This is a genomic window from Bradyrhizobium sp. BRP56, assembly GCF_020194035.1.
In the GTDB taxonomy this organism is placed as follows: Bacteria; Pseudomonadota; Alphaproteobacteria; order Rhizobiales; family Xanthobacteraceae; genus Bradyrhizobium; species Bradyrhizobium australafricanum.
In genome coordinates, this window is sequence record NZ_JADYVV010000080.1 from 16435 (window position 1) to 43218 (window position 26784).

General features: G+C 66.1%; 27 protein-coding genes. 15 read left to right on the plus strand and 12 right to left on the minus strand.

Translation table 11 applies throughout. The features are described 5' to 3' along the window. The first annotated feature begins 125 nt into the window (after nucleotides 1–125). Entirely contained in the window at nucleotides 126–1748 is a 1623-nt protein-coding gene (gene xseA / locus I6F38_RS37160; protein ID WP_225163888.1) for an exodeoxyribonuclease VII large subunit, read from the plus strand. A gap of 57 nt (nucleotides 1749–1805) precedes the next feature. Here xseA and I6F38_RS37165 read toward each other — a convergent pair whose 3' ends face one another. Continuing rightward, nucleotides 1806–2636: a dienelactone hydrolase family protein gene (locus I6F38_RS37165; RefSeq protein WP_225163889.1), complete on the minus strand. Its 831-nt coding sequence runs from the start codon at nucleotides 2634–2636 to the stop codon at nucleotides 1806–1808. Nucleotides 2637–2822: 186 nt separating this feature from the next. Between I6F38_RS37165 and I6F38_RS37170 the strand changes: the two genes are divergently transcribed. Continuing rightward, the gene (locus tag I6F38_RS37170) at nucleotides 2823–3050 is read left to right on the plus strand and encodes a DUF2093 domain-containing protein (protein ID WP_016848019.1); all 228 of its coding nucleotides are present in this window, start codon (nucleotides 2823–2825) and stop codon (nucleotides 3048–3050) included. Between the two features lie 14 nt (nucleotides 3051–3064). Here I6F38_RS37170 and lpxK read toward each other — a convergent pair whose 3' ends face one another. The 6 genes from lpxK to I6F38_RS37200 form a co-directional block, all read right to left on the minus strand. Next, a complete protein-coding gene (gene lpxK / locus I6F38_RS37175) occupies nucleotides 3065–4087 on the minus strand; it encodes a tetraacyldisaccharide 4'-kinase (protein WP_225163890.1) in 1023 nt (340 codons plus the stop codon). Then, nucleotides 4080–5414 carry a 3-deoxy-D-manno-octulosonic acid transferase gene (locus tag I6F38_RS37180; RefSeq protein WP_050384218.1) on the minus strand — a complete coding sequence of 445 codons (1335 nt, stop codon included), beginning with the start codon at nucleotides 5412–5414 and terminating at the stop codon, nucleotides 4080–4082. The genes lpxK and I6F38_RS37180 overlap by 8 nt, the downstream gene beginning before the upstream one ends. Continuing rightward, complete coding sequence (locus I6F38_RS37185) at nucleotides 5377–6090, minus strand: lysophospholipid acyltransferase family protein (RefSeq protein ID WP_050384219.1); 714 nt, start codon at nucleotides 6088–6090, stop codon at nucleotides 5377–5379. Before I6F38_RS37185 ends, I6F38_RS37180 begins: the two co-directional genes overlap by 38 nt. Beyond that, on the minus strand, nucleotides 6087–6335 hold the full coding sequence (locus tag I6F38_RS37190) for a DUF4170 domain-containing protein (protein ID WP_016848023.1): 249 nt from the start codon (nucleotides 6333–6335) through the stop codon (nucleotides 6087–6089). The genes I6F38_RS37185 and I6F38_RS37190 overlap by 4 nt, the downstream gene beginning before the upstream one ends. Before the next feature lie 130 nt (nucleotides 6336–6465). After that, entirely contained in the window at nucleotides 6466–7275 is an 810-nt protein-coding gene (locus tag I6F38_RS37195; protein WP_225163891.1) for a 3'(2'),5'-bisphosphate nucleotidase CysQ, read from the minus strand. Next, complete coding sequence (locus I6F38_RS37200; protein WP_225163892.1) at nucleotides 7262–8650, minus strand: TldD/PmbA family protein; 1389 nt, start codon at nucleotides 8648–8650, stop codon at nucleotides 7262–7264. The genes I6F38_RS37195 and I6F38_RS37200 overlap by 14 nt, the downstream gene beginning before the upstream one ends. 274 nt (nucleotides 8651–8924) lie before the next feature. Between I6F38_RS37200 and I6F38_RS37205 the strand changes: the two genes are divergently transcribed. Beyond that, complete coding sequence (locus tag I6F38_RS37205) at nucleotides 8925–9449, plus strand: DUF6101 family protein (protein ID WP_225163893.1); 525 nt, start codon at nucleotides 8925–8927, stop codon at nucleotides 9447–9449. A 340-nt stretch (nucleotides 9450–9789) separates the two neighbouring features. Here the strand turns inward: I6F38_RS37205 and ubiA are convergent, their stop codons facing one another. Together ubiA and I6F38_RS37215 are read right to left on the minus strand one after the other, a co-directional pair. Next, nucleotides 9790–10722: a 4-hydroxybenzoate octaprenyltransferase gene (ubiA, locus tag I6F38_RS37210; protein WP_225163894.1), complete on the minus strand. Its 933-nt coding sequence runs from the start codon at nucleotides 10720–10722 to the stop codon at nucleotides 9790–9792. Between the two features lie 10 nt (nucleotides 10723–10732). Next, nucleotides 10733–11467 carry a hypothetical protein gene (locus I6F38_RS37215; protein WP_225163895.1) on the minus strand — a complete coding sequence of 245 codons (735 nt, stop codon included), beginning with the start codon at nucleotides 11465–11467 and terminating at the stop codon, nucleotides 10733–10735. 449 nt (nucleotides 11468–11916) lie between these two features. On the opposite strand from I6F38_RS37215, the gene I6F38_RS37220 reads away from it, so the two are divergent. The 6 genes from I6F38_RS37220 to I6F38_RS37245 all read left to right on the plus strand — a co-directional run bounded on the left by I6F38_RS37220 (nucleotide 11917) and on the right by I6F38_RS37245 (nucleotide 18064). Further along, a complete protein-coding gene (locus I6F38_RS37220) occupies nucleotides 11917–12663 on the plus strand; it encodes a 16S rRNA (uracil(1498)-N(3))-methyltransferase (protein WP_225163896.1) in 747 nt (248 codons plus the stop codon). Between the two features lie 264 nt (nucleotides 12664–12927). Continuing rightward, nucleotides 12928–14094, plus strand: a complete 1167-nt coding sequence (locus I6F38_RS37225) for an ATP phosphoribosyltransferase regulatory subunit (RefSeq protein WP_225163897.1) — start codon at nucleotides 12928–12930, stop codon at nucleotides 14092–14094. Beyond that, nucleotides 14091–15068, plus strand: coding sequence for an ATP phosphoribosyltransferase (hisG, locus tag I6F38_RS37230; protein WP_225163898.1), 978 nt, complete (start codon nucleotides 14091–14093; stop codon nucleotides 15066–15068). Before I6F38_RS37225 ends, hisG begins: the two co-directional genes overlap by 4 nt. Before the next feature lie 141 nt (nucleotides 15069–15209). Beyond that, a complete protein-coding gene (locus I6F38_RS37235; RefSeq protein WP_057016655.1) occupies nucleotides 15210–16256 on the plus strand; it encodes a glycosyltransferase family 2 protein in 1047 nt (348 codons plus the stop codon). Continuing rightward, entirely contained in the window at nucleotides 16253–17095 is an 843-nt protein-coding gene (locus I6F38_RS37240; protein WP_225163899.1) for a ChbG/HpnK family deacetylase, read from the plus strand. Before I6F38_RS37235 ends, I6F38_RS37240 begins: the two co-directional genes overlap by 4 nt. Nucleotides 17096–17224: 129 nt before the next feature. Then, nucleotides 17225–18064, plus strand: coding sequence for a DUF2076 domain-containing protein (locus I6F38_RS37245; RefSeq protein ID WP_225163900.1), 840 nt, complete (start codon nucleotides 17225–17227; stop codon nucleotides 18062–18064). A 277-nt stretch (nucleotides 18065–18341) separates the two neighbouring features. Here I6F38_RS37245 and I6F38_RS37250 read toward each other — a convergent pair whose 3' ends face one another. After that, nucleotides 18342–19148, minus strand: a complete 807-nt coding sequence (locus tag I6F38_RS37250; protein ID WP_225163901.1) for a L,D-transpeptidase — start codon at nucleotides 19146–19148, stop codon at nucleotides 18342–18344. Between the two features lie 310 nt (nucleotides 19149–19458). Between I6F38_RS37250 and I6F38_RS37255 the strand changes: the two genes are divergently transcribed. Further along, the gene (locus I6F38_RS37255; protein ID WP_225163902.1) at nucleotides 19459–20235 is read left to right on the plus strand and encodes a protein phosphatase CheZ; all 777 of its coding nucleotides are present in this window, start codon (nucleotides 19459–19461) and stop codon (nucleotides 20233–20235) included. 250 nt (nucleotides 20236–20485) lie between these two features. Continuing rightward, nucleotides 20486–20749, plus strand: coding sequence for a hypothetical protein (locus I6F38_RS37260; RefSeq protein ID WP_225163903.1), 264 nt, complete (start codon nucleotides 20486–20488; stop codon nucleotides 20747–20749). A gap of 231 nt (nucleotides 20750–20980) precedes the next feature. Here I6F38_RS37260 and I6F38_RS37265 read toward each other — a convergent pair whose 3' ends face one another. Then, nucleotides 20981–21499, minus strand: a complete 519-nt coding sequence (locus I6F38_RS37265; protein ID WP_026192247.1) for a hypothetical protein — start codon at nucleotides 21497–21499, stop codon at nucleotides 20981–20983. 318 nt (nucleotides 21500–21817) lie between these two features. Here I6F38_RS37265 and I6F38_RS37270 point away from each other — a divergent pair, with 318 nt between their 5' ends. After that, nucleotides 21818–22114 carry a co-chaperone GroES gene (locus I6F38_RS37270; protein WP_018269780.1) on the plus strand — a complete coding sequence of 99 codons (297 nt, stop codon included), beginning with the start codon at nucleotides 21818–21820 and terminating at the stop codon, nucleotides 22112–22114. 204 nt (nucleotides 22115–22318) lie between these two features. Then, a complete protein-coding gene (gene groL, locus I6F38_RS37275) occupies nucleotides 22319–23965 on the plus strand; it encodes a chaperonin GroEL (protein WP_038388056.1) in 1647 nt (548 codons plus the stop codon). 411 nt (nucleotides 23966–24376) lie between these two features. On the opposite strand, the gene I6F38_RS37280 is transcribed toward groL, so the two are convergent. Beyond that, the gene (locus I6F38_RS37280; RefSeq protein WP_225163904.1) at nucleotides 24377–24745 is read right to left on the minus strand and encodes an antibiotic biosynthesis monooxygenase family protein; all 369 of its coding nucleotides are present in this window, start codon (nucleotides 24743–24745) and stop codon (nucleotides 24377–24379) included. Between the two features lie 98 nt (nucleotides 24746–24843). On the opposite strand from I6F38_RS37280, the gene I6F38_RS37285 reads away from it, so the two are divergent. Together I6F38_RS37285 and I6F38_RS37290 are read left to right on the plus strand one after the other, a co-directional pair. After that, nucleotides 24844–25320, plus strand: a complete 477-nt coding sequence (locus tag I6F38_RS37285; protein ID WP_057018090.1) for a MarR family winged helix-turn-helix transcriptional regulator — start codon at nucleotides 24844–24846, stop codon at nucleotides 25318–25320. A gap of 108 nt (nucleotides 25321–25428) precedes the next feature. Then, nucleotides 25429–26628, plus strand: a complete 1200-nt coding sequence (locus tag I6F38_RS37290) for a hypothetical protein (RefSeq protein ID WP_225163905.1) — start codon at nucleotides 25429–25431, stop codon at nucleotides 26626–26628. Nucleotides 26629–26784 lie beyond the last annotated feature (156 nt).

Sequence of the window (26784 nt, forward strand, 5' to 3'; positions counted from 1 at the left end):
GGTTTAGCACGCTCCCGAACCGCGGCAACACGCGGTTCGATCAGATGTGGATATGTGATTCGACGCCTGAAACGAGGCGTCCGGACCTTGCACACGGGGTCGAAAACCCCGATTCTATAGATCAGATGACCGCTGCTCCGAATCTCGTCAACGCGCCTGAATTCACCGTCTCGGAACTCTCTTCCGCCCTGAAGCGGACGGTGGAGGACCGCTTCGGCCATGTCCGTGTCCGCGGCGAGATTTCGGGCTTTCGCGGCCCGCATTCCTCCGGCCACTGCTATTTCGCCCTGAAGGACGAGAGCGCCAAGATCGAGGCCGTGATCTGGAAGTTCGCCCATGCCCGGATGCGCTTCAAGCCGCAGGAGGGCCTCGAGGTCATCGCCACCGGCAAGCTGACCACCTATCCGAACTCCTCGAAGTACCAGATCGTCATCGATTCGCTGGAGCCCGCCGGCGTCGGCGCGCTGATGGCGCTGATGGAGGAGCGCAAGAAGAAGCTCGCCGCCGAGGGCCTGTTCGACGAGGCCCGCAAGCAGCTTTTGCCCTGGCTGCCCGAGGTGATCGGCGTCGTCACCTCGCCGACCGGCGCCGTGATCCGCGACATCCTGCACCGGCTGGAGGACCGCTTTCCCCGCCGCGTGCTGGTCTGGCCGGTCAAGGTGCAGGGCGACGGCTCGGCCGAGCAGGTGGCGGCCGCGATCCGCGGCTTCAACGCGCTGCCGGAGGGCGGCAAGATTCCACGGCCTGATCTCTTGATCGTCGCGCGTGGCGGCGGCTCGCTGGAGGACCTCTGGTCGTTCAACGAGGAGATCGTGGTCCGTGCCGCGGCCGAGAGCCATATCCCGCTGATCTCGGCGGTCGGCCATGAGACCGACATCACGCTGATCGATTTCGTCGCCGACAAGCGCGCGCCGACGCCGACCGCCGCCGCCGAGATGGCGGTGCCGGTGCGCAGCGAGCTGTTCGTCGAGGTCGCAGCCCTCGCCCGCCGCACCATGGTGTGCTGGCAGCGCGCCCAGGAGGCCCGCCGCAACGAGCTGCGCGCCGCGGCGCGGGCGCTGCCGGCGGCGCACGAACTGCTCGCGATCCCGCGGCAGCGGCTCGATCATCTCGCAGCGGGTCTGCCGCGCGGGCTGAAGGCCAATACGCACGCGCATTTCCGCCGCTTTGCCGCCAGCAGCTCGCGCCTCACCATCGGCGTGCTGCGCGGCCAGATCGCGCATGCGCGGCAGCGGCTCACCGCATCCGGCGAGCGCATCACGCTGTCGGCGCGCGCCCTGCTGCATCGCCGCCGCGAGCGCTTCAGCGGGCTCGAGATCCGGCTCAAGGCCTCGAAGCTCGCCAACGCCAAGGCCCAGCGCAACGCCATCGCCCGCGATCTCGAGCGCACCCACCGCCTCGCCGAGCGCGCCCGCCGCGCGCTGGAGACGACGATGCAGCGACTCGAGGCACGCGTTGCCCATAGCGGCCAGCTGTTGTCGGCGCTGTCCTATCGCGGCGTGCTGGCGCGCGGCTTTGCGCTGGTGCGCGACGCGCACGGCCACGCCCTGCACTCCGCCGCGGCGGTCGGCCCGAACGCCGGCCTGTCGATCGAGTTCGCCGATGGCCGCGTCGCCGCCACCGCTGACGCCAATCAGCCTCCGGCAACGGTAGCGCCCGAAGGCCAGCCGAAGCCTCAGCCGCGTGAGGCAAAGCCCGCGGCGCCGAAGCGCGTCACCAAGCCGGTAGATCAGGGCAGCTTGTTCTGATTTTTATTGGAGCATGATCTCTCCGGAAAACCGCTGCGCAGTTTTCCGGATCATGCTCTAGCGCGACAGCCACTCGGCGACTTGCTTTTGCGCATCCTGGCGCGCGCCGGTATCGGTGCCGACGTGACCGCGCTCGGCGATCTCGGCATCGGAGGCCGCGACCGCGTGCAGCGGCAGGTTGGGCCGGTCGAAGTCGTGATAGGCCTCGGGATAGACCACGATCCGCGCCAGCGCGCTGCGGCCACGGGCGCCGTCGACCATCTGGTGGCAGGCCGATGATGATGTGACGTCGTCGCGCGCGCCGATCAGGACCAGCGTCGGCACCCGCGCGCTCCAGCCGAGGCCGAACGAGGCGCGGCAATCCGGATAGAACGCGACCGCCGAGCGAAAATCCGGCTCGACGTTGCGCGACCACAACTGCGGCCGCACCGCCCACAGCAGGGCAGCGGCGCCGTTGCCCCAGCCGATCAGGCTGATGCGGCGCTTCGCCACCCATTTCTGCTGCACCAGCCACTGCCGCGCCGCGTTGATGTCGGCGACCCGCGCACGGCGGGTCTGCACCTGATGCTCCCTGATGCGGCACTGCGGACCGAGCTCGCGCGAGCCGTAGCTGTCCGGCAACAGCACCGCATGGCCGGTCGTCAGCAATTGCTCGGCCCAATCGCGATAGCGCGGCAGGACCGGCTCGGAACGGCCGGCGAGACCGCCGCAGCCATGCAGCGCGATCACGGTCGGGAACGGGCCATCGCCATCGGGCCGGTAGAGCTGCGCGTGCAGCGTGACGTTGCCTTCGGGGATATCGACCTGATGCGGGGCCGGGAGTGGCGCCGCGGCCACGGCCGGCACGGCAAGCATGGCGAGGCACATGAAAACTGACTTGAGGCGCATCCGATCCGGCCGGCTCGTTATGGCGCTGCAAACACAGCGGACCACGGCCGCAAGGCTACCATGCGCGTCCGCCGCCAAATCATCACAAGTCGGTGGTTTAACGGGCGGACATGAGACCCTATCTGTGATAGACGGTTTCATCGACATCCAGATGGCCTCGTCGGAGGCAAGGCGGAGAGCTCAATCGTGCTGAACAAGTTCGGTCCCTCGGGCCATGGCGAGGCGCAGGTGCAATATCTCGACGGCGATTTCCGCGTGATCTCGCCCGGCACCTTTGTGCGCTGTGCCATCACCGACGTCCGGATTCCGCTCGACGAGCTGAAGTACTGGAGCGTCGATCTGCAGGAAGCCTACGCCACCCCGACCGCCGTGCTGCAGCGCCACCATCCCGGCGTCCTCAAGCCGCAGGCCTAGGCGCAAGGCCGGGTTCATTTGCGCAGCCTCCTGTCCCGCGCCCTGAACAGCTGATCGGACACCAGGCGCCGCAGCGCGTCGCCATCGTCGAATTGCAGCGTCACCGCGAACGGCACGATCGCCTGTGCCCATGCAGGCATCCCGTCCGGACCACGCAACCGCGCGAGATCCTTTTCCGTCGTCACCAGCGTCAGGGCGTCGCCACGCGCGTCAGCAACGAGCGCTTCGATCTCCTCCTTCGTGAAGGCATGATGATCGGCGAAAGCCTTGCTGCGCACGACGTCGACGCCGCTTAAGAGCAATGTGTTGAAGAAGCGCGCGGGATCGCCGATGCCGGCAAAGGCGAGCGCACGTGTTCCGTTCAGCGCCGCCAGCGAAGCCTGGTCCGGCTTCAGATGCGCCGCCAGCACCGGCTTGCCGCGGGACGCGAGATCGGCCGTAATCCTTTGCGCCGCGCTCCCCTCGCCGACCACGATCAGCGCGTCGGTCCGTTCCAGCTGCGGCACCAGCGGCGCGCGCAACGGTCCTGCCGGAATCACGCGGCCATTGCCGACGCCGCGCGTGCCGTCGATCACGATCAGGCAGGCATCCTTCGCCACCGAGGGATTCTGAAAGCCGTCATCCATCAGGATCACGCTCGCGTCTTGCGCGCGCGCCAGCGCCAGGCCCGCGGCGCGGTCGCGCGACACCACGACCGGCAAGCTCGCCGCCATCATGAGCGGCTCGTCGCCGACATCGGCCGCCGTGTGGCTGTCGCGATCGACCTTGACCGGGCCAGCGAGCCTGCCGCCATAGCCGCGGCTGAGCACCACCGGCCGCTCGTCGAGCTCACGCAGCAATCTTGCCAGCGCCAGTACCGTTGGCGTCTTGCCGGCGCCGCCGACATGGTAATTGCCGACGCAGATCACGGGAATGCCGGCGTCGACGCCGGATTGCCGCATCCGCCGCGCGGCGACCGCGCCGTAAAGCGCGGCGAGCGGTTGGAGCAGTTGCGATGTCCAAGACGACGGCCGGTGCCAGAAGGCCGGCTCACGCATTGGCGGCTCCCATCTCGAGCCGCAACTGCAACAGATAGGGCTCGAGAGCGGTCACCGTGCGCTCCAGCGCGCCACCGAGCTGTTCGACGACGCGCTCGGAGGCCGCCAGCGACGTGTCGCGTGCCGCGGAATCCGCAAGGAACTGGCCGAGCTGCTTGACCAGCGCTTCCCGATCATCGGCGCGGCGCGCGCCGCCGGCGCGATCGAGCGCCTCATAGACATCGGTGAAGTTGAACACGTGCGGGCCGTGCACGATCGCCGCGCCAAGCTTGATCGCCTCGATCGGATTCTGGCCGCCATGCGCAACCAGCGAGCCGCCCATGAACACGATCGGCGCGAGGCGATAGAACAGGCCGAGTTCGCCCATCGTATCGGCGACATAAATATCTGTTGTCGCGACCGGCAGATCCTCGTGCGAGCGCAGGCCGGGGCGCAGACCGGCCTCCGTCACCAGCCGCGCCACCGCCTCGCCGCGCGCGGCATGGCGCGGCACGATCACTGTCAGCAGGCCGGGGAAGAATCCCGCGAGCGACTTGTGCGCCTCGATCAGGATCTCTTCCTCGCCGGGATGGGTCGACGCCGCAACCACGATGGCGCGGCCGCGCGTCACCGACATCAGCCGCTCCAGCTTGGCCGGATCGGCCGGCGGCGCCGCGACGTCGAGCTTGAGGTTGCCGGTGACGACGACGTTGTGGCTGCCGAGCGCGGCAAAGCGTTCGGCGTCGGTATTCGACTGCGCGAGGCAGATGTCGAACCGGCCGAGCAACGCGCCGATGGTGTTGGAGACCCGGCGCCAGCGCGGGAAGGAGCGCTGCGACATCCGGCCGTTGATCAGCACCATCGGCAGCCGCCGCGCGGCGCTCGACAGGATCAGGTTCGGCCACAAATCGGATTCGATGAACAGCGCCAGCGACGGATGCCAGTGATCGAGGAAGCGCGTCACATAACGCGGCGAGTCGTACGGCACGTATTGATGGATGACGTCGGGCGGGAAGCGCTTGGCCACAATCGCGGCCGAGGTCACCGTGCCCGAGGTGAGCAGGATGCGCAAATTGAGCGCGCGCAACCGCTCGATCAGCCCGGCCGCTGCCAGCACCTCGCCGACGCTGGCGCCGTGAATCCATACCAGCGGGCCCTGCGGCCTGGTATCGGCGCTCACGCCGCGCCGCTCGCCGACGCGTTCGGGATCTTCCTTGCCGAGCTTGAGCCGCCGCTTGATCAGGGCAGGCGCGAGCGGCACCATCGCGGACGACAGCTTGCGGTACACACGCAACGTCATCGGTAGCGAGCTAGCCAAGCGCTGCCTCCGGCCGCCCGACCGCTGCATAGGCACGTCGGGTCGCTTCGTTGAGAAGTTCCTCCACGTGCTGCCGAAGCTTTTCCATCGTCGCTGCGTCGGCGTCGGGCGGCACATAGACCGGCTCAATACCTACCACTGCGCCGCGCCCGAATGGCAAATTGATGGTGGTCGAATCCCAGTTTTTCAACCGGATGAATCGGCTGGTGACCATCGCAAAGGGGATGATCGGCCGGCCGGTCTCCCGCGCCAGCATGATGGCCCCGAGGCCGGCCACCCGCGCCCGCTTCGGCACGTCGGCCGTGGTGGCCATGTTGCAGCCGTCTTCCAGCGCCCGAACCATCTCCAGGAAGGCGCCGACGCCGCCCTTGCGATGGAACGCGCCGGAATGATCGCCGGAACCTCTGATGGTGCCGATGCCGAGCCGCTCCACCGCGAGGGCGTTGAATTCACCATCACGGTGGCGGGAGATCAGCACCTTGGCGCGGTAGCTCTCCTTGGTCTTGATGAACGGCGTCATGAAGTGCTGGCCGTGCCAGAACACGAAGATCGCCGGCATCAGGGGCTCGACGATCCCGTACACGTCATGCGGCTGGTAGCTGAAGCGGTTGGTGTACCACACCAGCCGCAGATACTCGGCCGCAAGCACACCCAGCGCGCGCTGCACGAAGCCGCTGCGCAGCAGATCGCGAAAAAGTCGTTTCAATGGGAATGCTTTGTGTCCTGCTCAGGATCGAGCAACCGGTGGAGGTGAACGACGAAATAGCGCATCTGGGCGTTGTCCACGGTCTGCTGCGCCTTCGCCTTCCAGGCTGCATAGGCGGTCGCATAGTTCGGGTAGACGCCGACGATCTCGACTTCGTCCAGATTCTTGAAGGTGTTGTGCTCGAGATCGGTCAACTCGCCGCCGATCACGAGGTGAAGCAGCTGGGGCTGGGCATTGTCTGACATGATGGTGCTTTTCCTAACGAGATGCCCGGCAAACAAATGAAGTCGTGGTCGTCACAGGTCTGGTCGTCACAAGGCTGTCGCAACAGGTCTGGTCGTCACAATCGGAAACGCGGCGCGGATCGGCGGGGCCTCACGGCAAAGGACGGCTGCGAAAATGCTCGACAATGCGTGCATGACGTTCGCGTCCTGCTGCCACCAGCACCCCATGCGTCACCTCCCGGCGATTGTACTCAATCGCGTCCCCCGAGAGCGCGGTCATCTTACCACCCGCTTCCTGCACGATCAAATTCGCGGCGGCAAGATCCCAGTCGCGGCTTTGCCCGCCCGCAAAGGCCGCGTCAAGTCGACCTTGTGCTACACGGCACAACCGCAGCGCCAGCGATCCGATCCGCGGATAGAGCGTGATCTCGTCCGGCGTCGGGCTGAGCCGCTGCACCAGCGGCTTCGGTCCCGCCATCCGCGGAAAGTTGAAATCGGTGCCTGCGGTTGCATGCACCGCGCCGTCGTTCAGGGTGGCGCCCTGTCCGCGCGCGGCGAAGAAGAATTCCTCGCTGACCGGCGCATACACCGCCGCGAGCACCGGCGATGCATTTTCAACCAGCGCCACACTGACGCACCAATCCTCGCGGCCGGCGAGATAGGCGCGGGTGCCGTCGATCGGATCGACGATCCAGGTGAAGCGCCTGCCGAGGCGGGTGTCGTTGTCGGCGCTCTCTTCCGACAGCCAGCCATAGCCGGGCGTTGCCGAACGCAGCTGCTGCTCCAGCAGGTCGTTGACCGCGATGTCGGCCTCGGAGACCGGCGAGGACGCGCCCTTGATCCAGTTCTTCAATTCGGTGCGGAACAGTGACGATGCGAGCCGGCCCGCTTCCTGCACCGATCTGGTCAGCAAGGCGGCATCGCGCGCCTTGGTCCAGTCGTCCGTATCAGCGTCCGCCAAGCGTTAGGCCCTCGATGCGCAGCGTCGGCGAATTGACGCCGTAGCGGAATTCCAGATCGTTGGCGGCGACCAGCGACTTGAACATCGGCAGCAGATGGCCGGCGATGGTCACTTCGCTGACCGGATAGGTGATCTCGCCGTTCTCGATCCAGAAGCCGGACGCGCCGCGGCTGTAATCGCCGGTCACGCCGTTGACGCCGGAGCCGATCAGGTCGGTGACATAGAAGCCCTGCTTGATGTCGGAGATCAGCTCCTTCGGCGTCACCGCACCCGGCTCGAGATGCAGATTATACGTTCCGGGAGACGGCGAGGACGACACGCCGCGATGCGCATGACCGGTCGTAACAAGCCCGAGCTCGCGCGCGGTCGCCGAATCAAGCACCCAGGTGGTGAGCACGCCCGCATCGATCAGCGCCGTCTTCTTCACCCTGACGCCCTCGGCATCGAAGGTCTGCGAGCGCAGGCCGCGCACGCGCAACGGATCGTCGATGATGCGGATGTCCCTGGAGAACAGCTGCTCGCCGAGCTTGTCCTTCAGGAAGCTGGTCTTGCGCGCGATCGAAGCGCCGTTGATGGCGCCGACCAGATGGCCGACGATCGAGCCGGCCACCCGCGGATCGAACACCACCGGCACTTTGCAGGTCTCGACCTTGCGCGGATTGGCCCGCGCCACCGCGCGCTCTCCGGCCTTGCGACCGACGGTAGCAGGTGAATCGAGATCGGTGGCATGCGGCGCGCTGGTGAAATCGTAGTCGCGTTCCATGCCGGTGCCCTCACCGGAAATCGCCGTCGTCGAGATGCCGTGGCTGGAGCGCAGATAAGAACCGTGGAAGCCGGTCGACGTCACCAGCACCATGCCGCCGATCCCGGTCGAGGCCGACGCGCCGCCGGACTTGGTGACACCCTTGACCGCGAGCGCCGCAGCCTCCGCTTCGATCGCGCGCTGCTCGAGTTCGGCCGTGCTCGGAACCTTGCGATCGAGCAGATCGAGATCGGGGAAATCGTGTGCGTGGAGCGCCGGATCGGCGAGACCGACATATTTGTCGTCCGGCGCCACGCGCGCCATCGCGACCGCACGCTCGGCAAGTTTGGCGACCCCGTCGCCGCTGACGTCATTGGTCGACACCACCGCCTGGCGCTGGCCGACGAACACCCGCAGGCCGACGTCATCGCCTTCGGAGCGCTCGGTTTCCTCGACGCGGCCGTCGCGCACCTCGACGCCCTGCGAGACGCCGCGCACCGCGATGGCATCGGCCGCATCGGCGCCCGCGCGCTTGGCGGCATCGACCAGGCGCTGCGCAAGGTCGCTCAGGCCCGATTGGTCGAACAGATCGGAGGTATCGCCGTGTCGCGATGCAGATGGTGAAGAGTTCACGAACGAATTCCTGCGGATTGAGGGGGGGCCGGAACGAGGTCGACAGACCCACCAGATGTGCCGGTTTCACAGGGATTTCAAGCACTTTGCACCGGCAGGCAACAAAGATTTGAGTGATCGGGGCAAGGCTTCGTCAATCATGCGGGCCAACCTCTTGTCAATCATGGCACGAGGTGAGGAGGGATTAACCAGGCTTTTTAAGGGGGAACGGACATCGCTCGGCTAGGCTCTCACACAACGACCGGGAACAAAATCCCGGCGGGGAGACAGAGCTTTGAGGCGTCAAACACCAACAAGCGGAATCAATTCCGCCGGGTCGAGCTGCGCGTTGCGGCTCGACCCTCTTTCCCTTCCGCTCAGCTTCCACGCGCAGGACGCGCGCGCGGATGGCGGCATGCGGCAGGTCGAGCTTCATCGCGAACATGTCGTGCTGCGCCGTGCCGTTCTCGGCATGCGGATGGCGGTCAATGTCCGCGTCAGCGACTTTCTCGGCATCGCGGTGCGCGGGATCGACGACGCGCAGATGCTGGTGCTGGTTCACCGCGATCCCGCGCTCAGCGTTCCGCTCGGCTCCAGTTCGGACGCCGAGGAGATCAGCTCCGCCTGGCAGATGTGGAGCGACATCTTCCGTCTCCCGCAACTGACCGAGCCGGTGCCGCGGACGCCCTCCCCGCGGCGCCGTCGCCGCAACGCGATCCGCGCGCGGAGACCGAAATTCCTGGTCCGGCGCCGCGCGGGCGTCCAGCTCAACGAAGCCAGCGTGCATCGCGACGAACGCGAGATCATGGCGCGGGATTGAGTTCGGCGCACTCAGCATTCCCTCCATCGCCGTCGTCCTGGCGAAAGCCAGGACCCATTACCACCGCATTCGGTGATGAACGGGATCGCGGCCCCAGCGTCGCGCAACAATTGTGATTTGGGGTAATGGGTCCTGGCTTTCGCCAGGACGACGATGAGGATGGGTTTCGATTCATCGTCTCACACCACGCGGTGTCATCACCCGCGCATGCGTGATTTGTCGTACCTCTCGCCGTCATTTCGAGCTGCGTAGGATGGGTAGAGCGAAGCGAAACCCATCAACTCTTGTTCTGCGGCGAGAATGACGGGTATCGCTTCGCTCCACCCATCCTGCGAAGTCGTCACGCCGCGCGCAGCACCGCGTCGACGACGAGGCTCGCGAACAGGATCAAGCCGGCGTCGCGGTTGGACTTGAAGATGCGCAGGCAGAGCGCGCCATCGCTGATGTCGAGCCGCCGGACCTGCCAGGCGAGATGCAACGCAAACGCCGCCAGCCCAATCCAGGCCGGCCAGCGCGCCCCCGCGAGTGCGAACGCCACGCCGATCAAAAGCACGGCGAGACCATAGAAGATCACAAGCGCACGATGGGTGCGTGCACCGAACAGGCGCGCGGTGGATTTGACGCCGATGAGCGCATCATCCTCGGCGTCCTGATGGGCGTAGATGGTGTCGTAGGCGATCACCCAGGCGATCGATCCGGCGTAGAGCGCAATCGCGGTCGCATCGATGCGCTCGAGCGTCACCGCAAATCCCATCAGCGCGCCGTAGGAGAAGGCAAGGCCGAGTACGACCTGCGGCCACCAGGTAATCCGCTTCATGAACGGGTAGATCGCGACGATCAGAAGCGAGGCGATGCCGGTCATCACCGCGAAGCGGTTGAACTGCAGCAGCACGAGAAGCCCGATCAGCGCCTGCAGGACCATGAAGACCACCGCCTGCGTCACCGTGACCTGCCCGGCGGGGATCGGCCGCGACCGCGTGCGTTCGACCTTGGCGTCGAGATCGCGATCGGTGATGTCGTTCCAGGTGCAGCCGGCGCCGCGCATCACAAAGGCGCCGATGAAGAACAGCAGGACCACGAGCGGCAGCGAGCGCACATCATGCGCGACGCCGGCGGCAAGCGCCGCCGACCACCAGCACGGCATCAACAATAGCCAGGAGCCGATCGGCCGGTCGTAGCGCGCAAGCCGCAGATAAGGCCGCGTCCAGACCGGCGCATGGGTATCCACCCAGTTGCCTGTGGAATCGGCAACGCGGGTGGAGACATCGCTCATGGGTGATCCATCAACGGGTGAGGACGTTGCCGTTCAGCGTATCGAAGGTGCTGCCGCCCTTCTTGGTCGGCGTCGCTTCCGGCAGCGAGGCGGACGAACCGAGCACGTCGCTCAAGCTCGGCCCCGCTGGCCCACGCGGCTGCGCCGCCGCCTGCTCCGCGACATTGCAGACCTTCTTCAGCAGCGCTTCGGTATTCTTGTGTCCGGCCTTTAGCTGGTCGGCGATCTGCGGCGGAATTCCGCACTTCTGCGCGTTGGTGTCGACATATTTGATCATCTTGATCTCGGCCTGGCTGTAATTGCCGATCAGCTTGCAGGCCTCCTGGGGGCTGGCGTGGCGATCGCTCGCCGCCTTGATCGCCTTGCCGCGCTTCTCCGCATCCTCGCGCAGCGGCGTGAAATTCTTCATGCAGGCGTCGGCGGCACCACCACCACCCGCACCCGGCGGGGGCGGCGACGACAGCCCGCCGCCGGCGATGGGGGCCGCGCCACTGCTCGGAAATGCCGACGGCGTGGCACCGACCCTGGCCGCCGGCGCGCCGTTGACCGGCGGGAATGCGGAATCCGAGGCGGTTCCGGCCTGGCTTGGACGCATGCCATTGACCGGCGGAAACGCGGGGTCGGACGCGGTGCCGGCCTTACCGGCCTGATTGGGCAACGGGGCCGGAAAGGCGCTCTGCGCGGCGGCTTGCCCCACGGACAGGGCGGTCGCGGCAAGGGTCAGCACGATCAGACGGCGGATCATCGAGGGTGTTTCTCCGGCAAAAGGTCCAGGCAACCCCAGCGCAACAAAAACGAAGCAACGAATTTTGGGGGCGTTTTACGATTCCTGTGAGGCCTTAACAACCCGTGGATTTAGGCGACAGCGCGGCGTAGGGCCACACCGGCCACATTAAATTGTTCCCCGATTCTAAGCCTTTAGGCTACGAACGGCGGTAAAATGGACCATCAAATTTGCCTGAACAGGATTTTTGGTAAGGCCCCGGTTTGGATTTATGGGCCGACGCCGCGGGCGACCGAACAGCAAAAGGGACCGCGTGCAAGCGGCCCCTTGGACTAAGGAAATGACTTGGTGACAGAAGCAATATATCGACGCTCAATATTACCTGGCTGGCGAGTTCCTGAGGAGTCCGCGGGATTACGGTGTCGCGCAGTTTGGTAAACTGGCCACACCGCACTGAAGCCGCCTCGGATATGCCTGAACTCGATTTCCGCAGCCCCCGCCTGTTTGTCGACGCCCCGCTCGGCGCCGGCGCAACCGTTCCGCTCGAACGCGATCAGAGCAACTATCTCGGCAACGTGCTGCGGCTCGGCGCCGGCGACAGCGTGCTGGTGTTCAACGGGCGTGACGGCGAATGGCGCGCCGAGATTTCCGGCCGCAAGCGCCCCGACATGCTGACGGTCGCGGCACAGACCCGCGCGCAGGACCGCCTGCCCGACGTCACCTATGTGTTCGCGCCGCTGAAGCATGCGCGGCTCGACTACATGGTGCAGAAGGCGGTCGAGATGGGCGCCGCGCGGCTGGTGCCGGTGCTGACACGCTTCACCCAGGTGTCGCGGGTCAACGGCGAGCGGATGCGCGCCAATGTGGTCGAGGCGGCCGAGCAATGCGGGATCATCTCGCTCGCCGAGGTCGCCGACCCCCTGCCCCTCGAGCGTTTCCTGGCGGGCCGCGACCCGGCGCGGCTGCTGGTGTTTTGCGACGAGGCGGCCGAGGTCGAAAGCCCGGTGCAGGCGCTGGCGGCGGCAACGGCTGCGAATGGCGGGATCGATGTCCTGATCGGTCCGGAAGGCGGCTTTGCCGACGAGGAGCGCGCGCTGCTGCTGCGCCAGCCCGCCATCCTCCGCCTCGCCCTCGGCCCGCGCATCCTGCGCGCCGACACCGCCGCCGTCGCCGCGCTGGCGCTGGTGCAGGCGGCTCTGGGGGATTGGCGGGCGTAGCCCGGATGAAGCGCAGCGCAATCCGGGGAAACCTTTTCAACGGCGCGAGGTGCCCCGGATTTCGCTGCGCTACATCCGGGCTACGCCACCGATTGTGGGGAACATCTGCCCCTAGCCAAGCCGTCGTAAAATCGTTAACGCACGCAATCATTAAGCCACTTGGCCGATCGCTGTCGAAACCCCGATCCGGCCATGGTAAGGGCTGCCCCCAACCACCCTTGGAACCCGCACCGGAACCTGGTCCGGAGCGAATTGGACGTCGAGATGACCGAAGCTGCCGCACCACGATCCGCCGCCGGATCCGCCGTCTGGGCGGATGCGCTGCTGGCCTCGTTCGCGCAGGCCGGCTATCAGAGGTCCGAGCCCGCGATCCTGCAGCCGGCCGAGCCGTTCCTCGATCTCTCCGGCGAGGACATCCGCAAGAGTCTGTATCTGACGACCGACCCGAGCGGCGAGGAGCTCTGCCTGCGCCCGGACCTCACGATCCCGGTGGCGCGCGACTACCTCGCCTCCGCCCGCGCCGGCCAGCCGGCCGGCTTCAGCTATCTCGGCCCCGTGTTCCGCTATCGCGGCGGTGCGCCGAGCCAGTTCCTGCAGGCCGGCATCGAATCGTTCGGGCGGCAGGATCGCGCCGCGGCCGACGCCGAGATGCTGGCGCTGGCGCTGGAGGCGACCACGGCGTTCGGGTTGAAGGACGTCGAGATCCGCACCGGCGACGTCGCGCTGTTCAACGCGCTGATCGATGCGCTCGACCTCTATCCGGTGTGGCGGCGCCGGCTGATCAAGGACTTCAACCGCAAGGTCTCGCTGACCGACGACATCGAGCAGCTAGCGCTCAAGACGGCACCGGGCCGCAACGAATATGAGGGCGTGCTCGCCGCGCTGGCCGGCTCGGACCGCAAGGCGGCGCTGGCGCTGGTCACCGATCTGATGTCGATCGCCGGCACCACCAATGTCGGCGGCCGCACCGTGGCCGAGATCGCCGACCGTTTCCTCGAGCAATCGACGCTGAAGGGCGGCGCGCTGCCACGCGATGCGGTCGCGACCATCAAGCGCTTCCTGGCGATCGCGGGCGATCCCGACGACGCGGTCGCGCAATTGCGCGCGCTGGCTGGCGAGGCCAAGCTGGACCTTGCCGCCGCGATCGACCAACTCGAGAGCCGGATCGGCTTCATGGCCGCGCGCGGCATCGACATTCGAAAGACCCGGTTCTCCACCGCGTTCGGCCGCGGCCTCGACTACTACACCGGCTTCGAGTTCGAGCTGCACGCCAAGGGCAACGGCGCCGAGCCGCTGGTCGCCGGCGGGCGCTATGACGGGCTGATGACGCAGCTCGGCTCGGCGGCTCCGATCCCCGCGGTCGGCTTCTCGGTCTGGATCGAGGCGATGACCCGGCATGGCCAGGCCACCTCCCTCGGAGCCGCCCAATGAGCACGCCCTTCGTCGTCGCCGTTCCCTCCAAGGGGCGGCTGCAGGAAAACGCCGAAAGCTTCTTCGCCCGCGCCGGGCTGACCTTGTCGAAGGCCGGCGGCGCCCGCGACTATCGCGGCACCATAGCCGGCGTCGACAATGTCGAGATCGCCTATCTCTCGGCGAGCGAGATCGCGGCCAATCTGGCTCGCGGCTCGGTGCATCTCGGCGTCACCGGCGAGGACCTGGTGCGCGAGAGCATTCCCGATGCCGACAGGCGCGTGCTGATGATCGAAGGCCTCGGCTTCGGCTATGCCAATGTCGTGGTCGCGGTGCCGCAGGCCTGGATCGACGTCCGCACCATGGCCGATCTCGACGACGTCGCAAGCGGCTTCCGCGAGCAGCACAATCACCGCATGCGGGTGGCGACCAAATACATCAATCTGACGCGCGGCTTCTTTGCCAAACACGGCGTCGGCGACTACCGCATCGTCGAGAGCGCCGGCGCCACTGAGGGCGCGCCCGCCGCCGGAACCGCCGAACTGATCGTCGATATCACGACGACCGGGGCGACGCTCGCCGCCAACGGGCTCAAGGTGCTCGACGACGGCGTCATGCTGCGCAGCCAGGCCAATCTGGTGGCGTCGAAGGATGCCGACTGGTCGAAGGGCGCCCGCGAGACCGCGCGCGTGATCCTCGACCACATCGCGGCGCGCGCCCGCGCCAGCAAGTATCGCGAGGTCCGCACCCGCTTCGCCGGCTGCAACGATGCGCTGCTCTCCGAGGCGCATAACCGCTTCGGCGTGGTCGCCCCGTTCGGCGGCCCGACCTCGTCGGGCATGCTTACGCTGCACTGCCCACCGGGCAAGCTCTACGCGCTCGGCAGCTTCCTGCGCGAGCACGGCGCCGAAACCGTGTCGGTGGTGTCGCTGGACTATGTGTTCGACCGTGAGAACCCGCTGTTCGCCAGGCTCGAGGCGTTCCTGCGACAATGAGGCGGCCACGCCGTTCATGTTGGCGACAGCTACCCTGCGGTACCATATTGTGTTCGAGGGATCTCTCGTTTTGACACGGTGTCTTCGTGCGAGGCGGAAGGCCATTTCGCTCGAAAACGCTCTAGTTCTGGAACCTGATCGATGATGCTGGGCTCTGACGTTTCCAGCCTGACCACGACCGCCAAGACCGCCGCCGGGCAGGGTCTGTCGATCGTCGTGCCCGTCTACAACGAGGCGGCCGGGCTTGCTGCGTTGCATGAGCGGCTGATCAACCTCGCCAGGACGCTGCGCGCCCGCTATGGCCTCGCCTGCGAGGTGATCTATGTCGATGACGGCAGCGCGGACAACACGCTGATGATCGCGCGCGGCCTGCCCGCCGACGGGCTCGACCTGCAGGTGGTGTCGCTGTCGCGCAATTTCGGCAAGGAGGCGGCGCTGATGGCCGGCCTCGACCACGCCCGCCGCGGCGCGGTGCTGTTCATGGACGGCGACGGCCAGCATCCGCCGACGCTCGTGGAGCAACTGGTCGCACACTGGATCGATGACGGCTACGACGTGGTCTACACGGCGAAGGCGCATCGCGACAATGAATCGGCCGCGCGGCGGCTGGCCGTGCGCGGCTTCTACGCGCTGATCAACTGGGGCGCCCGGCAGCAGATCCCGGAGGATGCCGGCGACTTCCGCCTGCTGTCGCCGCGCGCGGCCGCGGCCCTGCGGCAATTGCCGGAGCGCAACCGCTTCTTCAAGGGCCTCGCCAGCTGGATCGGCTTCAGGCAGATCCGCGTCGATTACGAGCCGGCGCCGCGCGCGCATGGCGTCACCACCTTCAACGCCGGCCGGCTGATCGGCCTGTCGATCGAGGGCCTGACCTCGTTCTCGGTGGCGCCGCTGCGCTTCGCCAGCCTGCTCGGCGCGCTGCTCGCCGGCGTGGCGTTCCTGTTCGGCCTCTCGATCCTGTGGGAAGTGCTGACCACCGGCAAGCAGGTCCCCGGCTATCCGTCGCTGATGATCGGCATGATGACGATCGGCGGCGTGCAGCTGATCATGATCGGCATCGTCGGCGAATATATCGGCAAGATCCTCTCCGAGCTGAAAGCGCGGCCGATCTACTTCGTCGCCGAGCACACCGAGAAGCACGCCGACGGCGGCGCGGCGCAAAATGCCTCCGAGCGGACCGCCGCGGAATGAACACCGATACGCCGCGCCGGATCTGGCTGTGTGCTGACGATTATGGCTTGAGCGACGGCGTCAACCGCGCGATCCGCGACCTGATCGAGCGCGGCCGCCTCAATGCGACGTCGGTGATGACGGTGACGCCGGCGATCGGCCGCGATGCGGCCAGCGCACTCACGGCGTCGGTGGCGAACAGCCCGCGCTGCGCGATCGGGCTGCATGTGACGCTGACCGCGCCGTTCCGGCCGCTGACGATGCATTTCCGCCCGCTCGACAGCGACATGTTCCTGCCCTTCCCGCGGCTGCTGCGCGCCGGGCTGATGCACCGGCTCGACGCCGAACTGGTCCATGCCGAGGTGCTGGCGCAGCTCGACGCCTTCCATGATCTGTTCGGCCGCGCACCCGACTTCGTCGACGGTCATCAGCACGCGCAGCTGTTCCCGCAGGTGCGCGACGGCTTCCTGCGCGCCGTGAAGGAGCGCGCGCCGGGCGCCTGGGTGCGGCAGTGCGGCCGCGAAGGCCCGCTGGCGCGCCAGCTGGCCGCGCCGAAGGCGCTGGTGCTGAACGTGCTCAGCACGCAATTCCGGATCAAGGCACAGCGAGCCGGCCTGCGGTTCAATCCGGCCTTCGCCGGCGCCTATGATTTTACGCGCGGCAATGATTTCGCGGCGCTGATGCAGGGCTTCCTCGACGGCATGCCGGAGGACGGGCTCGTGATGTGCCATCCAGGTTTCGTCGACGAAACGCTGAAGAGCCTCGACCCGCTCACGACGCAGCGCGAGACCGAGCATGCCTATCTCGCAGGCGACGATTTCCCCGCGCTGCTGGCCCTGAATAAAGTTACACTGGCCTGACAAGGTTCATAAGAACCCGCCGGTCGTATTGTCGCATACATAAATTTAATTCTGGCCCCCACTCCTTGCGCCACAAACCCCGTCCTACATCTCGGACGCGCCGATTCGATCGACGCGATGGAGAACGCCATGACACCGCAAGAACGCCAACTGATCGACGATCTCTTCGACCGGCTCGCCAAGCTGGAGAATGCCCCGCGCGACGGCGAGGCCATGTCCGCGATCGTGCAAGGCCTGCGCAGCGCGCCGAATGCGGTCTACGCGCTGGTGCAGACCGCGCTGGTGCAGGACGAGGCGCTGAAGCGCGCCCATGACCGGATCCAGGAACTCGAGGCCGCGGTCGGCCAGCAGCAGGGAGCCCAGCAGCAGGGCGGCGGTTTCCTCGATTCGATGCGCGATGCGATCTTCGGCGGACAGGGCCAGCAGCATGGTTCGGTGCCGCCGGTGCGGGCGCCCGACATGGGCGGCCGCGATCCTGGCAGCCGCCCGGTCTGGAACTCGGGCCAGGCGATGCAGCAGGCCGGCGGCGGCTACGGCCAGCCCGCGCAACCCTACGGCCAGGGCTATGGCGGCCCGCAGCCGCCGGCACTCGGCGGCGCGCCGGGTGGCGGTGGCGGCTCGTTCCTCGGCACGGCGGCGGCGGCCGCGGCCGGCGTGGTCGGCGGCGGACTGTTGCTCTCCAGCATCCGCGGCATGATGGGTGGCGGCAGCCACCAGTCGATGGCCGATGCCGGCGGCCTCGGCGGCGGTTCGCGTCCCTGGGGCGGCGACCAGTCGTCGAGCGACCTCGCGCGTGACGCCGGGGTCAACGACATCGGCTCCAACCGCGACAGCGGCTCGCGCGCCGGCGCGTTCGACCAGGCGCAGGCCGACCGGGACAGTGACGATGATCAAGACGCCGACGACTTCGACAATGATGACGACGGCTTCGACGGCGGCGGAGACGGTGACGACAGCAATTACGCGTAAGCGTGTCACCTGAAACACAAACGGCCGCTCCATAGAGCGGCCGTTTTCATTTTGATCAGTCGTAGCCTGGGCAGAAGCTGTTCTCCTTCCCCCTGAAAGGGGGAAGGTCAGGATGGGGGTCAGCCACAAACGCCGCTGCTCGTGGAGAGAGATGATCCCCACCCGCTTTGCTCTGTTGAGCAAAGCGACCTCCCCTTTTCAAGGGGAGGTTGACGCATCGTGCGGCTCGCTGTCCCGGATTTCGCTTCGCTCCATCCGGGCTACGAAGACAGGCATCTCACATCACCACGACCCTGGCGCCGACATTGACGCGGCCGTAGAGGTCGATGACGTCCTCGTTGCGCATCCGGATGCAGCCGGACGAGACGTTGGTGCCGATCGTCCAGGGCTCGTTGGAGCCGTGGATGCGGTAGAGCGAGGAGCCCAGATACATCGCGCGGGCGCCGAGCGGATTTTCCGGGCCGCCTTCCATGTGCCGCGGCAGGTCGGGACGGCGCGCCAGCATTTCCGGCGGCGGCGTCCAGGCCGGCCACTCCTTCTTCGCCGAGATCGTCTTCACGCCGGCCCAGGTGAAGCCGGGCCGGCCGACGCCGATGCCGTAGCGCAGCGCGCGGCCGTCGCCCTGCACCAGATAGAGAAACTTGTTCGGCGTATCGACGACGATGGTGCCGGCGCTTTCCCTGCCGCTATAGTCGACCAGCTGCTTCTCGTATCTCGGATCGAACGGACGCTGCGCCGGGTCGCCCGCGGCCTCTTCCTGCTGCCGGAGCATCTGCTGCTGCGGATCCATCGGCGGCAGCTGACGGTTGCCGTAATAGCCCGGCTGCTGCTGATACATCGGCTGCGGCGAATACCCCTGCGACGACGGCGCATCGCCGAACAGGAATTCGATGAAGCCGCCGCCCATGTTGGAGCGCTGCGGCTGCACATAGGCGGTGCGCATCGGCGGCTGCGGAGCGCCCTGATTGGCATAGATGACGGCGGGCCCGGCGGGCGCTGCCGCGTCGATCGCCATGGCGTGATGGGGAACGGCAATAAGAGAAGACGCGCCGGCGAGCAGCGCAAGCGTGGTTTTCCTGAACATCGACGTACTCTGTACTGGTTTCGTCGTGACGTGATGCGCGAGGCGCCGACTTTGCGCCGTTGCACGTGGTCAATAAGCAATGAAAACCGCATCGGTTTGGTAAACGGATCGGCCGTTTCGATTCACCACATCGGCAATGCAGCGCGGTTTTCCGTGACAGCGTTTATTTTGCGTGAACGGCGAAGCGACATGGTTAATCGCCGGTATCGCCGCGCTTGCGCGCCATCCGCGCAAACAGTTCCGGCGTGAACCTGACGTTAAATCCGCTCTGTCTAGAACGGACTTCAGTGAAGGGGCGGGAATGAAAATCATGTCAGTGAAGCGCAAGCGTTTTCGTGTCGAGCAGGCGATGGGCGAGGTTGTGATGCCGGAGCCGGATGTTTCCAGCGGCGCCGATCTCGGTCCGATGCATCGCGAGATCATGGCCGAGCTTCGCTCGATCCGCGCCCAGATGGCCGCAGCACCGGCACAGCGCACCGGCGACAGCGTCGATGCCGCGGTCGCCCGCGAAGTCGCCGAGACCCACGCGCTGCTCGAGACCTACCGTGCGCAGGTCGAACAGTGCGAGAAGCTCAAGGTCGAGCTCGACCTGATCCACGACGCGATCAGCCGCACCAAGCGCGAGATCGCCGTGCTGCACGGCAAGAGCTTCAACGGCGAGGAGATGGCCAAGGTCAATGGCGAACTCGGCGCCGTGGTCGGCGGCACCGAACAGGCCACCCAGCAGATCCTCGAGGCGGTGGAGGCGATCGACCAGGCGGCGACCGCGCTGGCCAACAACGTCACGCCCGACCAGCAGAAGCGGCTCAGCGAAGATATTCAGGAGCGCGTGGTCTCGATCTTCGAGGCCTGCAACTTCCAGGACCTCACCGGCCAGCGTATCAGCAAGGTGATGCAGACCATGAAGTTCATCGAACAGCACATCAACGAGATGATGAACATCTGGGGCGGCGTCGACGCGATCAAGACCCACGTCCCTGCGATCGTCGACACCCGCGAAGGCGATGCCCGCCTGCTCAACGGCCCGAAGCTCGACGGCGACGCCGGCCACGCCTCGCAGGACGATATCGACGCGATGTTCAACTGAAGTTTGTCGGATCAAAACGAAAAACGCCGGCCCTCGGGCCGGCGTTTTTGTTTGCGCGAGCCCACTCAGTAGAGGTCACCAGACACAGCGCCATGCTCGTGCTGTCGTTGCGCCGACTTCACACACAGACGTACGGCCGCGCGCGGGCGTTGATCTACGTCAATCCGATCCATGCCTTGCCGCTCATACCTTGGGCCGCGCCTGAAGCGGCGCACCATCTTTTGGCCCGCCCGCGATGAGGAGGATCACCATGCGTCGGACGAACATCGTTCCAGCCAAGTCCGTGACGGTTGCAGGAATAGCCGCGAGCCTCATGTTGGGGATTGCCGGTGTTGCGCTCAGTCCGGCACCGGCCAAGGCCGTGGTTTACTGCACGTATGTCGGTTACCCGCAGGGTTGCGTGGCGCGGGCCGGCGTCGTGCTCAGGCCTCGTCCGGTGGCGCGCGCTGCGGTCCGCCACAATGCGGGCGGCAATTTGAATGGCGGCGTCAATCGGGTTGGCGTGCGGCGGTAAGGCCGCGTTTTCGGGTCTCCTTCCCTTCCCCCCTTGTGGGAGAAGGTGGCGCGGATGCAATCCGCGCCGGATGAGGGGTTGTCGCCGCCTACTCAAATCTCGAAAGGGTCACTCGCGGAGGGAGACCCCTCACCCGGATTGCATCTGACGATGCAATCCGACCTCTCCCACAGGGAGAGAGGTGCGCCGACTATGCGGCGCTATGTCGGCAGATAGCTCGAAGTCCCGCCGTTACGCCCTTGGCGCGCAGCGGACATAGACCATGTTGCCGTAGCGGACCCCGGCGTCCTTGTCGACGAAGCGGGTGATCATGACGCGGCCGTCGAACGAGACGATCTCGCGGTCCTGCTCGCCGGGCGTCGGTCCTGGCGGGCCGATATAGTTCTTGCCGCTCGGGGAACCCTTCAGCCGCAGTTCCTGCGGGGTGGCCTGGTCGGCCAGATGCATGATGACGCCGCCGTTCTGGCCGGCGCCGATCACGTAAGGCTGCTTGCACTGGCCGCGCGCGGCGGCCTCGGTGCGGGCGCGATCGGCGGGATTCTGGAACGAGGCGAGACCCCAGCGGCCGACGATCTCGTCGGCGCGGATGCTTGCGGGCATTTCGGGGGCGACCCCCGGCTCGGCTGGCGCCGGCTCAGGGTTCGACGACAACGACGGCAGGCTCATGCTGCCGCACGCCCCCAAGAGTGTCGTCAGCGCCGAAACAGCCGCGAACCGTGCGACCAATCGCGCGTTGAATGACCTGATCATATGCATCCCCCGACTATGTCCCGGCCGCACCCGTCCCGCAGCCAAGCGTAAAACTTAAGACGGAGCAATGACGTCTGACAAAATTACGTCATCGCTACGATTTGGTTTCTGGTCCACCATCCTATATTGGCCTCACCAAGGCCTTAACCCGTTTGCTTGACAGAAACTGCGCCAAGCCATATTTCCCGGCCCACCATTAGCACTCTCGCACCACGATTGCTAAGAGCGTCGGGCGTCCTGCCCAGCGCCGACCGGGCCGGCATCCAACGCCGGTCCCGATGAACCGGACCCGAAACCGAGCCTCCAAGAGGGAACGTCATGGCTAAATCCACCTTCCGCCCCCTGCACGACCGCGTCGTGGTCAAGCGTATCGATGCCGAGGAGAAATCCAAGGGCGGCATCATCATTCCGGACTCGGCGAAGGAGAAGCCGTCCCAGGGCGAGATCGTCGCCGTCGGCCCGGGTGGCCGCGACGAGGCCGGCAAGCTGATCCCGATCGACCTCAAGGTCGGCGACCGCGTGCTGTTCGGCAAATGGTCGGGCACCGAGGTCAAGCTCGACAACCAGGAACTCCTGATCATGAAGGAGTCCGACATCATGGGCGTGCTGGCGTAATAGGGCCGGCAATTCCAGAACCCGCCGCACCCTCTGCTGTCATGCCCGGGCTTGACCCGGGCATCCATCAATCTTCGCAAGATTTCTCGCAAGGACGATGGATTGCCGGGTCATCTGGCACGAAGACGCACTTCGTGCTTTCGCCCGGCAATGACGAGCGCAGATGCCGGCGCCCGCATCGAAACATTCCAGGAGTTCAAATCAATGGCTGCCAAGGACGTAAAATTCGCCGGAGAGGCCCGCGACCGCATGCTGCGCGGTGTCGACGTGCTCGCCAACGCCGTGAAGGTGACACTCGGCCCGAAAGGCCGCAACGTCGTCATCGAGAAGAGCTTCGGCGCTCCCCGCATCACCAAGGACGGCGTCACCGTCGCCAAGGAGATCGAGCTCGACGACAAGTTCGAGAACATGGGTGCGCAGATGCTGCGCGAGGTCGCCTCCAAGACCAACGACACCGCCGGTGACGGCACCACCACCGCGACCGTGCTGGCGCAGGCCATCGTCCGCGAGGGCGCCAAGTCGGTCGCCGCCGGCATGAACCCGATGGACCTCAAGCGCGGCATCGACACCGCGGTCGCGGCCGTGATCAAGGACATCGAGAAGCGCGCCAAGCCGGTCGCCTCCTCGTCCGAAGTCGCCCAGGTCGGCACCATCTCGGCCAATGGCGATGCCGCGATCGGCAAGATGATCGCGCAGGCGATGCAGAAGGTCGGCAACGAGGGCGTGATCACCGTCGAGGAGAACAAGTCGCTCGAGACCGAGGTCGACATCGTCGAGGGCATGAAGTTCGACCGCGGCTACCTCAGCCCCTACTTCATCACCAACGCCGAGAAGATGACCGCCGAGCTCGAGGATGCCTACATCCTGCTGCACGAGAAGAAGCTGTCCGGCCTGCAGTCCATGCTGCCGGTGCTGGAAGCCGTGGTGCAGTCGGGCCGTCCGCTCTTGATCCTCGCCGAGGACGTCGAGGGCGAGGCGCTGGCGACCCTGGTCGTCAACCGCCTGCGCGGCGGGCTCAAGGTCGCCGCCGTCAAGGCGCCGGGCTTCGGCGATCGCCGCAAGGCGATGCTGGAGGACATCGCGATCCTGACCGGCGGTCAGCTGATCTCCGACGACCTCGGCATGAAGCTCGAGAGCGTCACGATCAACATGCTCGGCCGCGCCGGCAAGATCGTGATCGACAAGGAGAACACCACGATCGTCAAGGGCGCCGGCAAGAAGAAGGACATCGACGCCCGCGTTGGCCAGATCAAGGCGCAGATCGAGGAGACCACCTCGGACTACGACCGTGAGAAGCTGCAGGAGCGCCTCGCCAAGCTCGCCGGCGGCGTTGCCGTCATCAAGGTCGGCGGTGCGACCGAGGTCGAGGTCAAGGAGAAGAAGGACCGTGTCGAGGACGCGCTGAACGCGACCCGCGCCGCGGTGCAGGAAGGCATCGTGCCGGGCGGCGGCGTCGCGCTGCTGCGCGCCAAGAAGGCGGTCGGCCGGCTCACCAACCCGAATGCCGACGTCCAGGCCGGCATCAACATCGTGCTCAAGGCGCTCGAAGCTCCGGTCCGCCAGATCTCGGAGAACGCCGGTGTCGAGGGCTCGATCGTGGTCGGCAAGATCCTCGAGAACAAGTCGGAGACCTTCGGCTTCGACGCCCAGACCGAGGACTATGTCGACATGGTCGACAAGGGCATCATCGACCCCGCCAAGGTGGTGCGCACCGCCTTGCAGGACGCCTCCTCCGTGGCCGGTCTGCTTGTGACCACCGAGGCAATGGTCGCCGAACTGCCGAAGGACGCGGCGCCGGCAATGCCGGGCGGCGGCGGCATGGGTGGAATGGGCGGCATGGGCGGCTTCTAAGCCTCCCACATCCCTATCGAGATCGAAGGCCGCCTCCGGGCGGCCTTCTTTTTTGCAGTTTGATTACGATCGAGGTGCAAGGATCATCTGATGTCCCGCGACGCCAGATCACTGACGTTGACGCTCGTGCTGTTCTACGCGATCGGCGCCGTGCTCGCGTTAGGCACCTATGCCTCGAACAGCATCGATGATTTTGCGATCGTCTTGACGTTCTGGATCAAGCAAACGCTGACGTTCGTCGTCCTCGGCGCGGGTTATGGCGTCTATTACGTCATTTCCGGTTCTGCCGGTCATCGTCCAAAAGCGCCTCTGCGATTTCTGGACATATCGTTTCGGCCGCTGCCGCCACGCTCGGGGTCGGCATGCTGGTGCACAGCTGAGCGATCCTTGACGCGACGGCCTGACAGTCCGTTACGCGACGCAGATGTCAGCCACCGCCACCTTCTGGAACAGGTGCGGCGAGGCCACCGCCGAGGCCGGATAGGCCGAGAGCTTGGCCCTGAACTCGGGGTTCATGAAGGCGGCGCGGAAGGCGGCGGTGGATTCCCAGACCGCGTAGTTCAGATAGGCCGGGCTCTCGCCGAGCGCGCGGTGCAGCTGGGTCGAGATGAAGCCCGGCTGCCGCTTCATGATGGCGGCGTCGTCCTGCCAGGCCTTGAGAAAGGTGTCCTCGTCGGCAGCATCGAGCGTGAAGAGGTTGACGAGCACGACGTTGCTGGCCTCGACCGCGAGCTGGCGGTCGATCGGGAAAGCGGGGTCCAGGGGACGCATCTGCGGCATGGTTGGCTCCGTTCGATATGGTGTTATAATGTCATTCCGTACTGATGGATACATACAGAAATTGACATTATGATGTCAATACGTTTATATGGTGACAAATGCCGAATGCAAAGCGAACGCCGGCGGGCGAAGCCCTGAGCACCCTGATTCCTGACCTGTTCAGGCTCAACAGCCTGCTGTTCACATCAGGCGACCGGCTGGTGGCCGGGCTCGGGCTGACCAGCGCGCGCTGGCAGATCCTCGGCGCCATCGTCGCCACAGAGCGCCCGCAACCGGTCGCATGGCTGGCGCGCGACCTCGGCGCTGCCCGACAGAACGTGCAGCGGATCGTCAACGACCTCGAACGGGACGGGCTCGTCGCCTTCGAAACCAACCCGCATCACCGCCGCGCCCAGCTCGTCGTGCTGACCGCCAAGGGGCGCCAAAGCTTCGACGCGGCCATGCGCCTGCAGTTGCCCTGGGTGAACGGCCTCGCCGACGGGCTGTCGATGAAGGACCTCGAAACCGTGAGCCGGGTCGTGACGGTGCTGCGCGGCCGACTGGAGGGCGGCGAGGAACCTGACGAACGCACATGACCGCGATCGCGGCGCGAGGCCGCCGTTAGGCGGCCTTCTTTTTTGGCCAATGACATGGAGGTTTGCTAGTTACGACGGAACCGATTCTGCCCTTCGAGGACTTATCGTATGCGCGCGCTCCCGCTCCTGCTGCTCGGTCTTGCCGTCACCTCGGCGCCTGCCCTCGCCCAGATGAAGCTGCAATCGAAGTCGGCTCCCGCCAATGGCCCCGAGACGCGCTATTTCACCTCGATCGACGGCCTGATGGACGGCAATGCCGACGTCGTCCTGAAGGAAACCCGCCAGGGCAAGACCGTGACCGCGGCCGTGCTCGACGTCTGCTATCCCGCCGACAAGAGCTCCGACCGCAAGGACCGCTTCGTCGCCAACCTGACCGTCAGCGGCCAGACGCTTTCCGGCATCGCCCAGAGCGTCGCCGACAAGCAGCCGGTCACCATCAAGCTGAACCGCAAGCAAACCGGCGACGGTTTTGAGTTCCGCGGCCAGATCACGATCGGCCAGACCGTGACCGAGGTCGCCTCGACGGACAATTCCGATCTCAGCGAGAAGGAATTCCAGGACAACCAGGCCACCGAGGACGGCATCACGCCGCAGCCGAAGGATTTCACCGACGTTTCGCCGGAATCGATCGGTGTGCGGGTGAAGCTCGATGCGGCGGCGGATTTTCTCAAGAGCCTGAAGGGCGAGGCGGTCGAGATCGGCACCTCCAGCCTCGCGGTGACCTGCGATGCGATGCGCTCCGGCGAGCAGACCATCAACCTCACCGTCGATCCCGAGCACGCCGGCGCGCTGCTCGCCAAGGCGAAATCCGCGCCCGGCGTGACCGCTGCCGGCTGGACCAGCGGCGTGGTCGAAATGGACCGCACCATCCGCTTTGCTGCCGCCGATTGGCGCGAGGGCGACAAGATCAACAAGGACAAGCTGGCATCGGCGATCGCGGGCGTGCTGGCGAAGACGCTTGCCGCAAAGCCCGCCTCGGCGACGTGGAACGCGAACACAGGCAAGCTCAAGCTGGTGCTGAAGCGGCCCAGCTCGATTTACCCGGCACTCGGCCTCACCCAGAATTACGAGGTCACTGCCCTGGTCTCGCCCGACAAGCCCGGAAGCTCTGACCGGCTGATGCTGTGGGTCTCGAGCCCCACCGTCTCGACATCGGACGACAGCGCCGGCGCCAAGCTGAATCTGTCCGACGATTCCAGCAGCGACGAGGAAGGCAGCGAGACCAGGGACGACAACGGCGCGATCGACGCGCTGCTCAAGGAGTTCAAGGGCCAGCGCTGGGACGCCGACAAGTCGGTGTGGCGGTAAGGCCGCCGCTGTCGTGAGTTAGGCCGCCTCCTGAGTTCACAAACGAAGTGCAACACTTCCTTGAGGAGGTGTTGCCATGGGGCGGACTTACAAGCAGCTCTCTCTGGACGACCGATGCGAGATTGCCTGCCTATCGGCCAATGGCAGCTCGGTCCG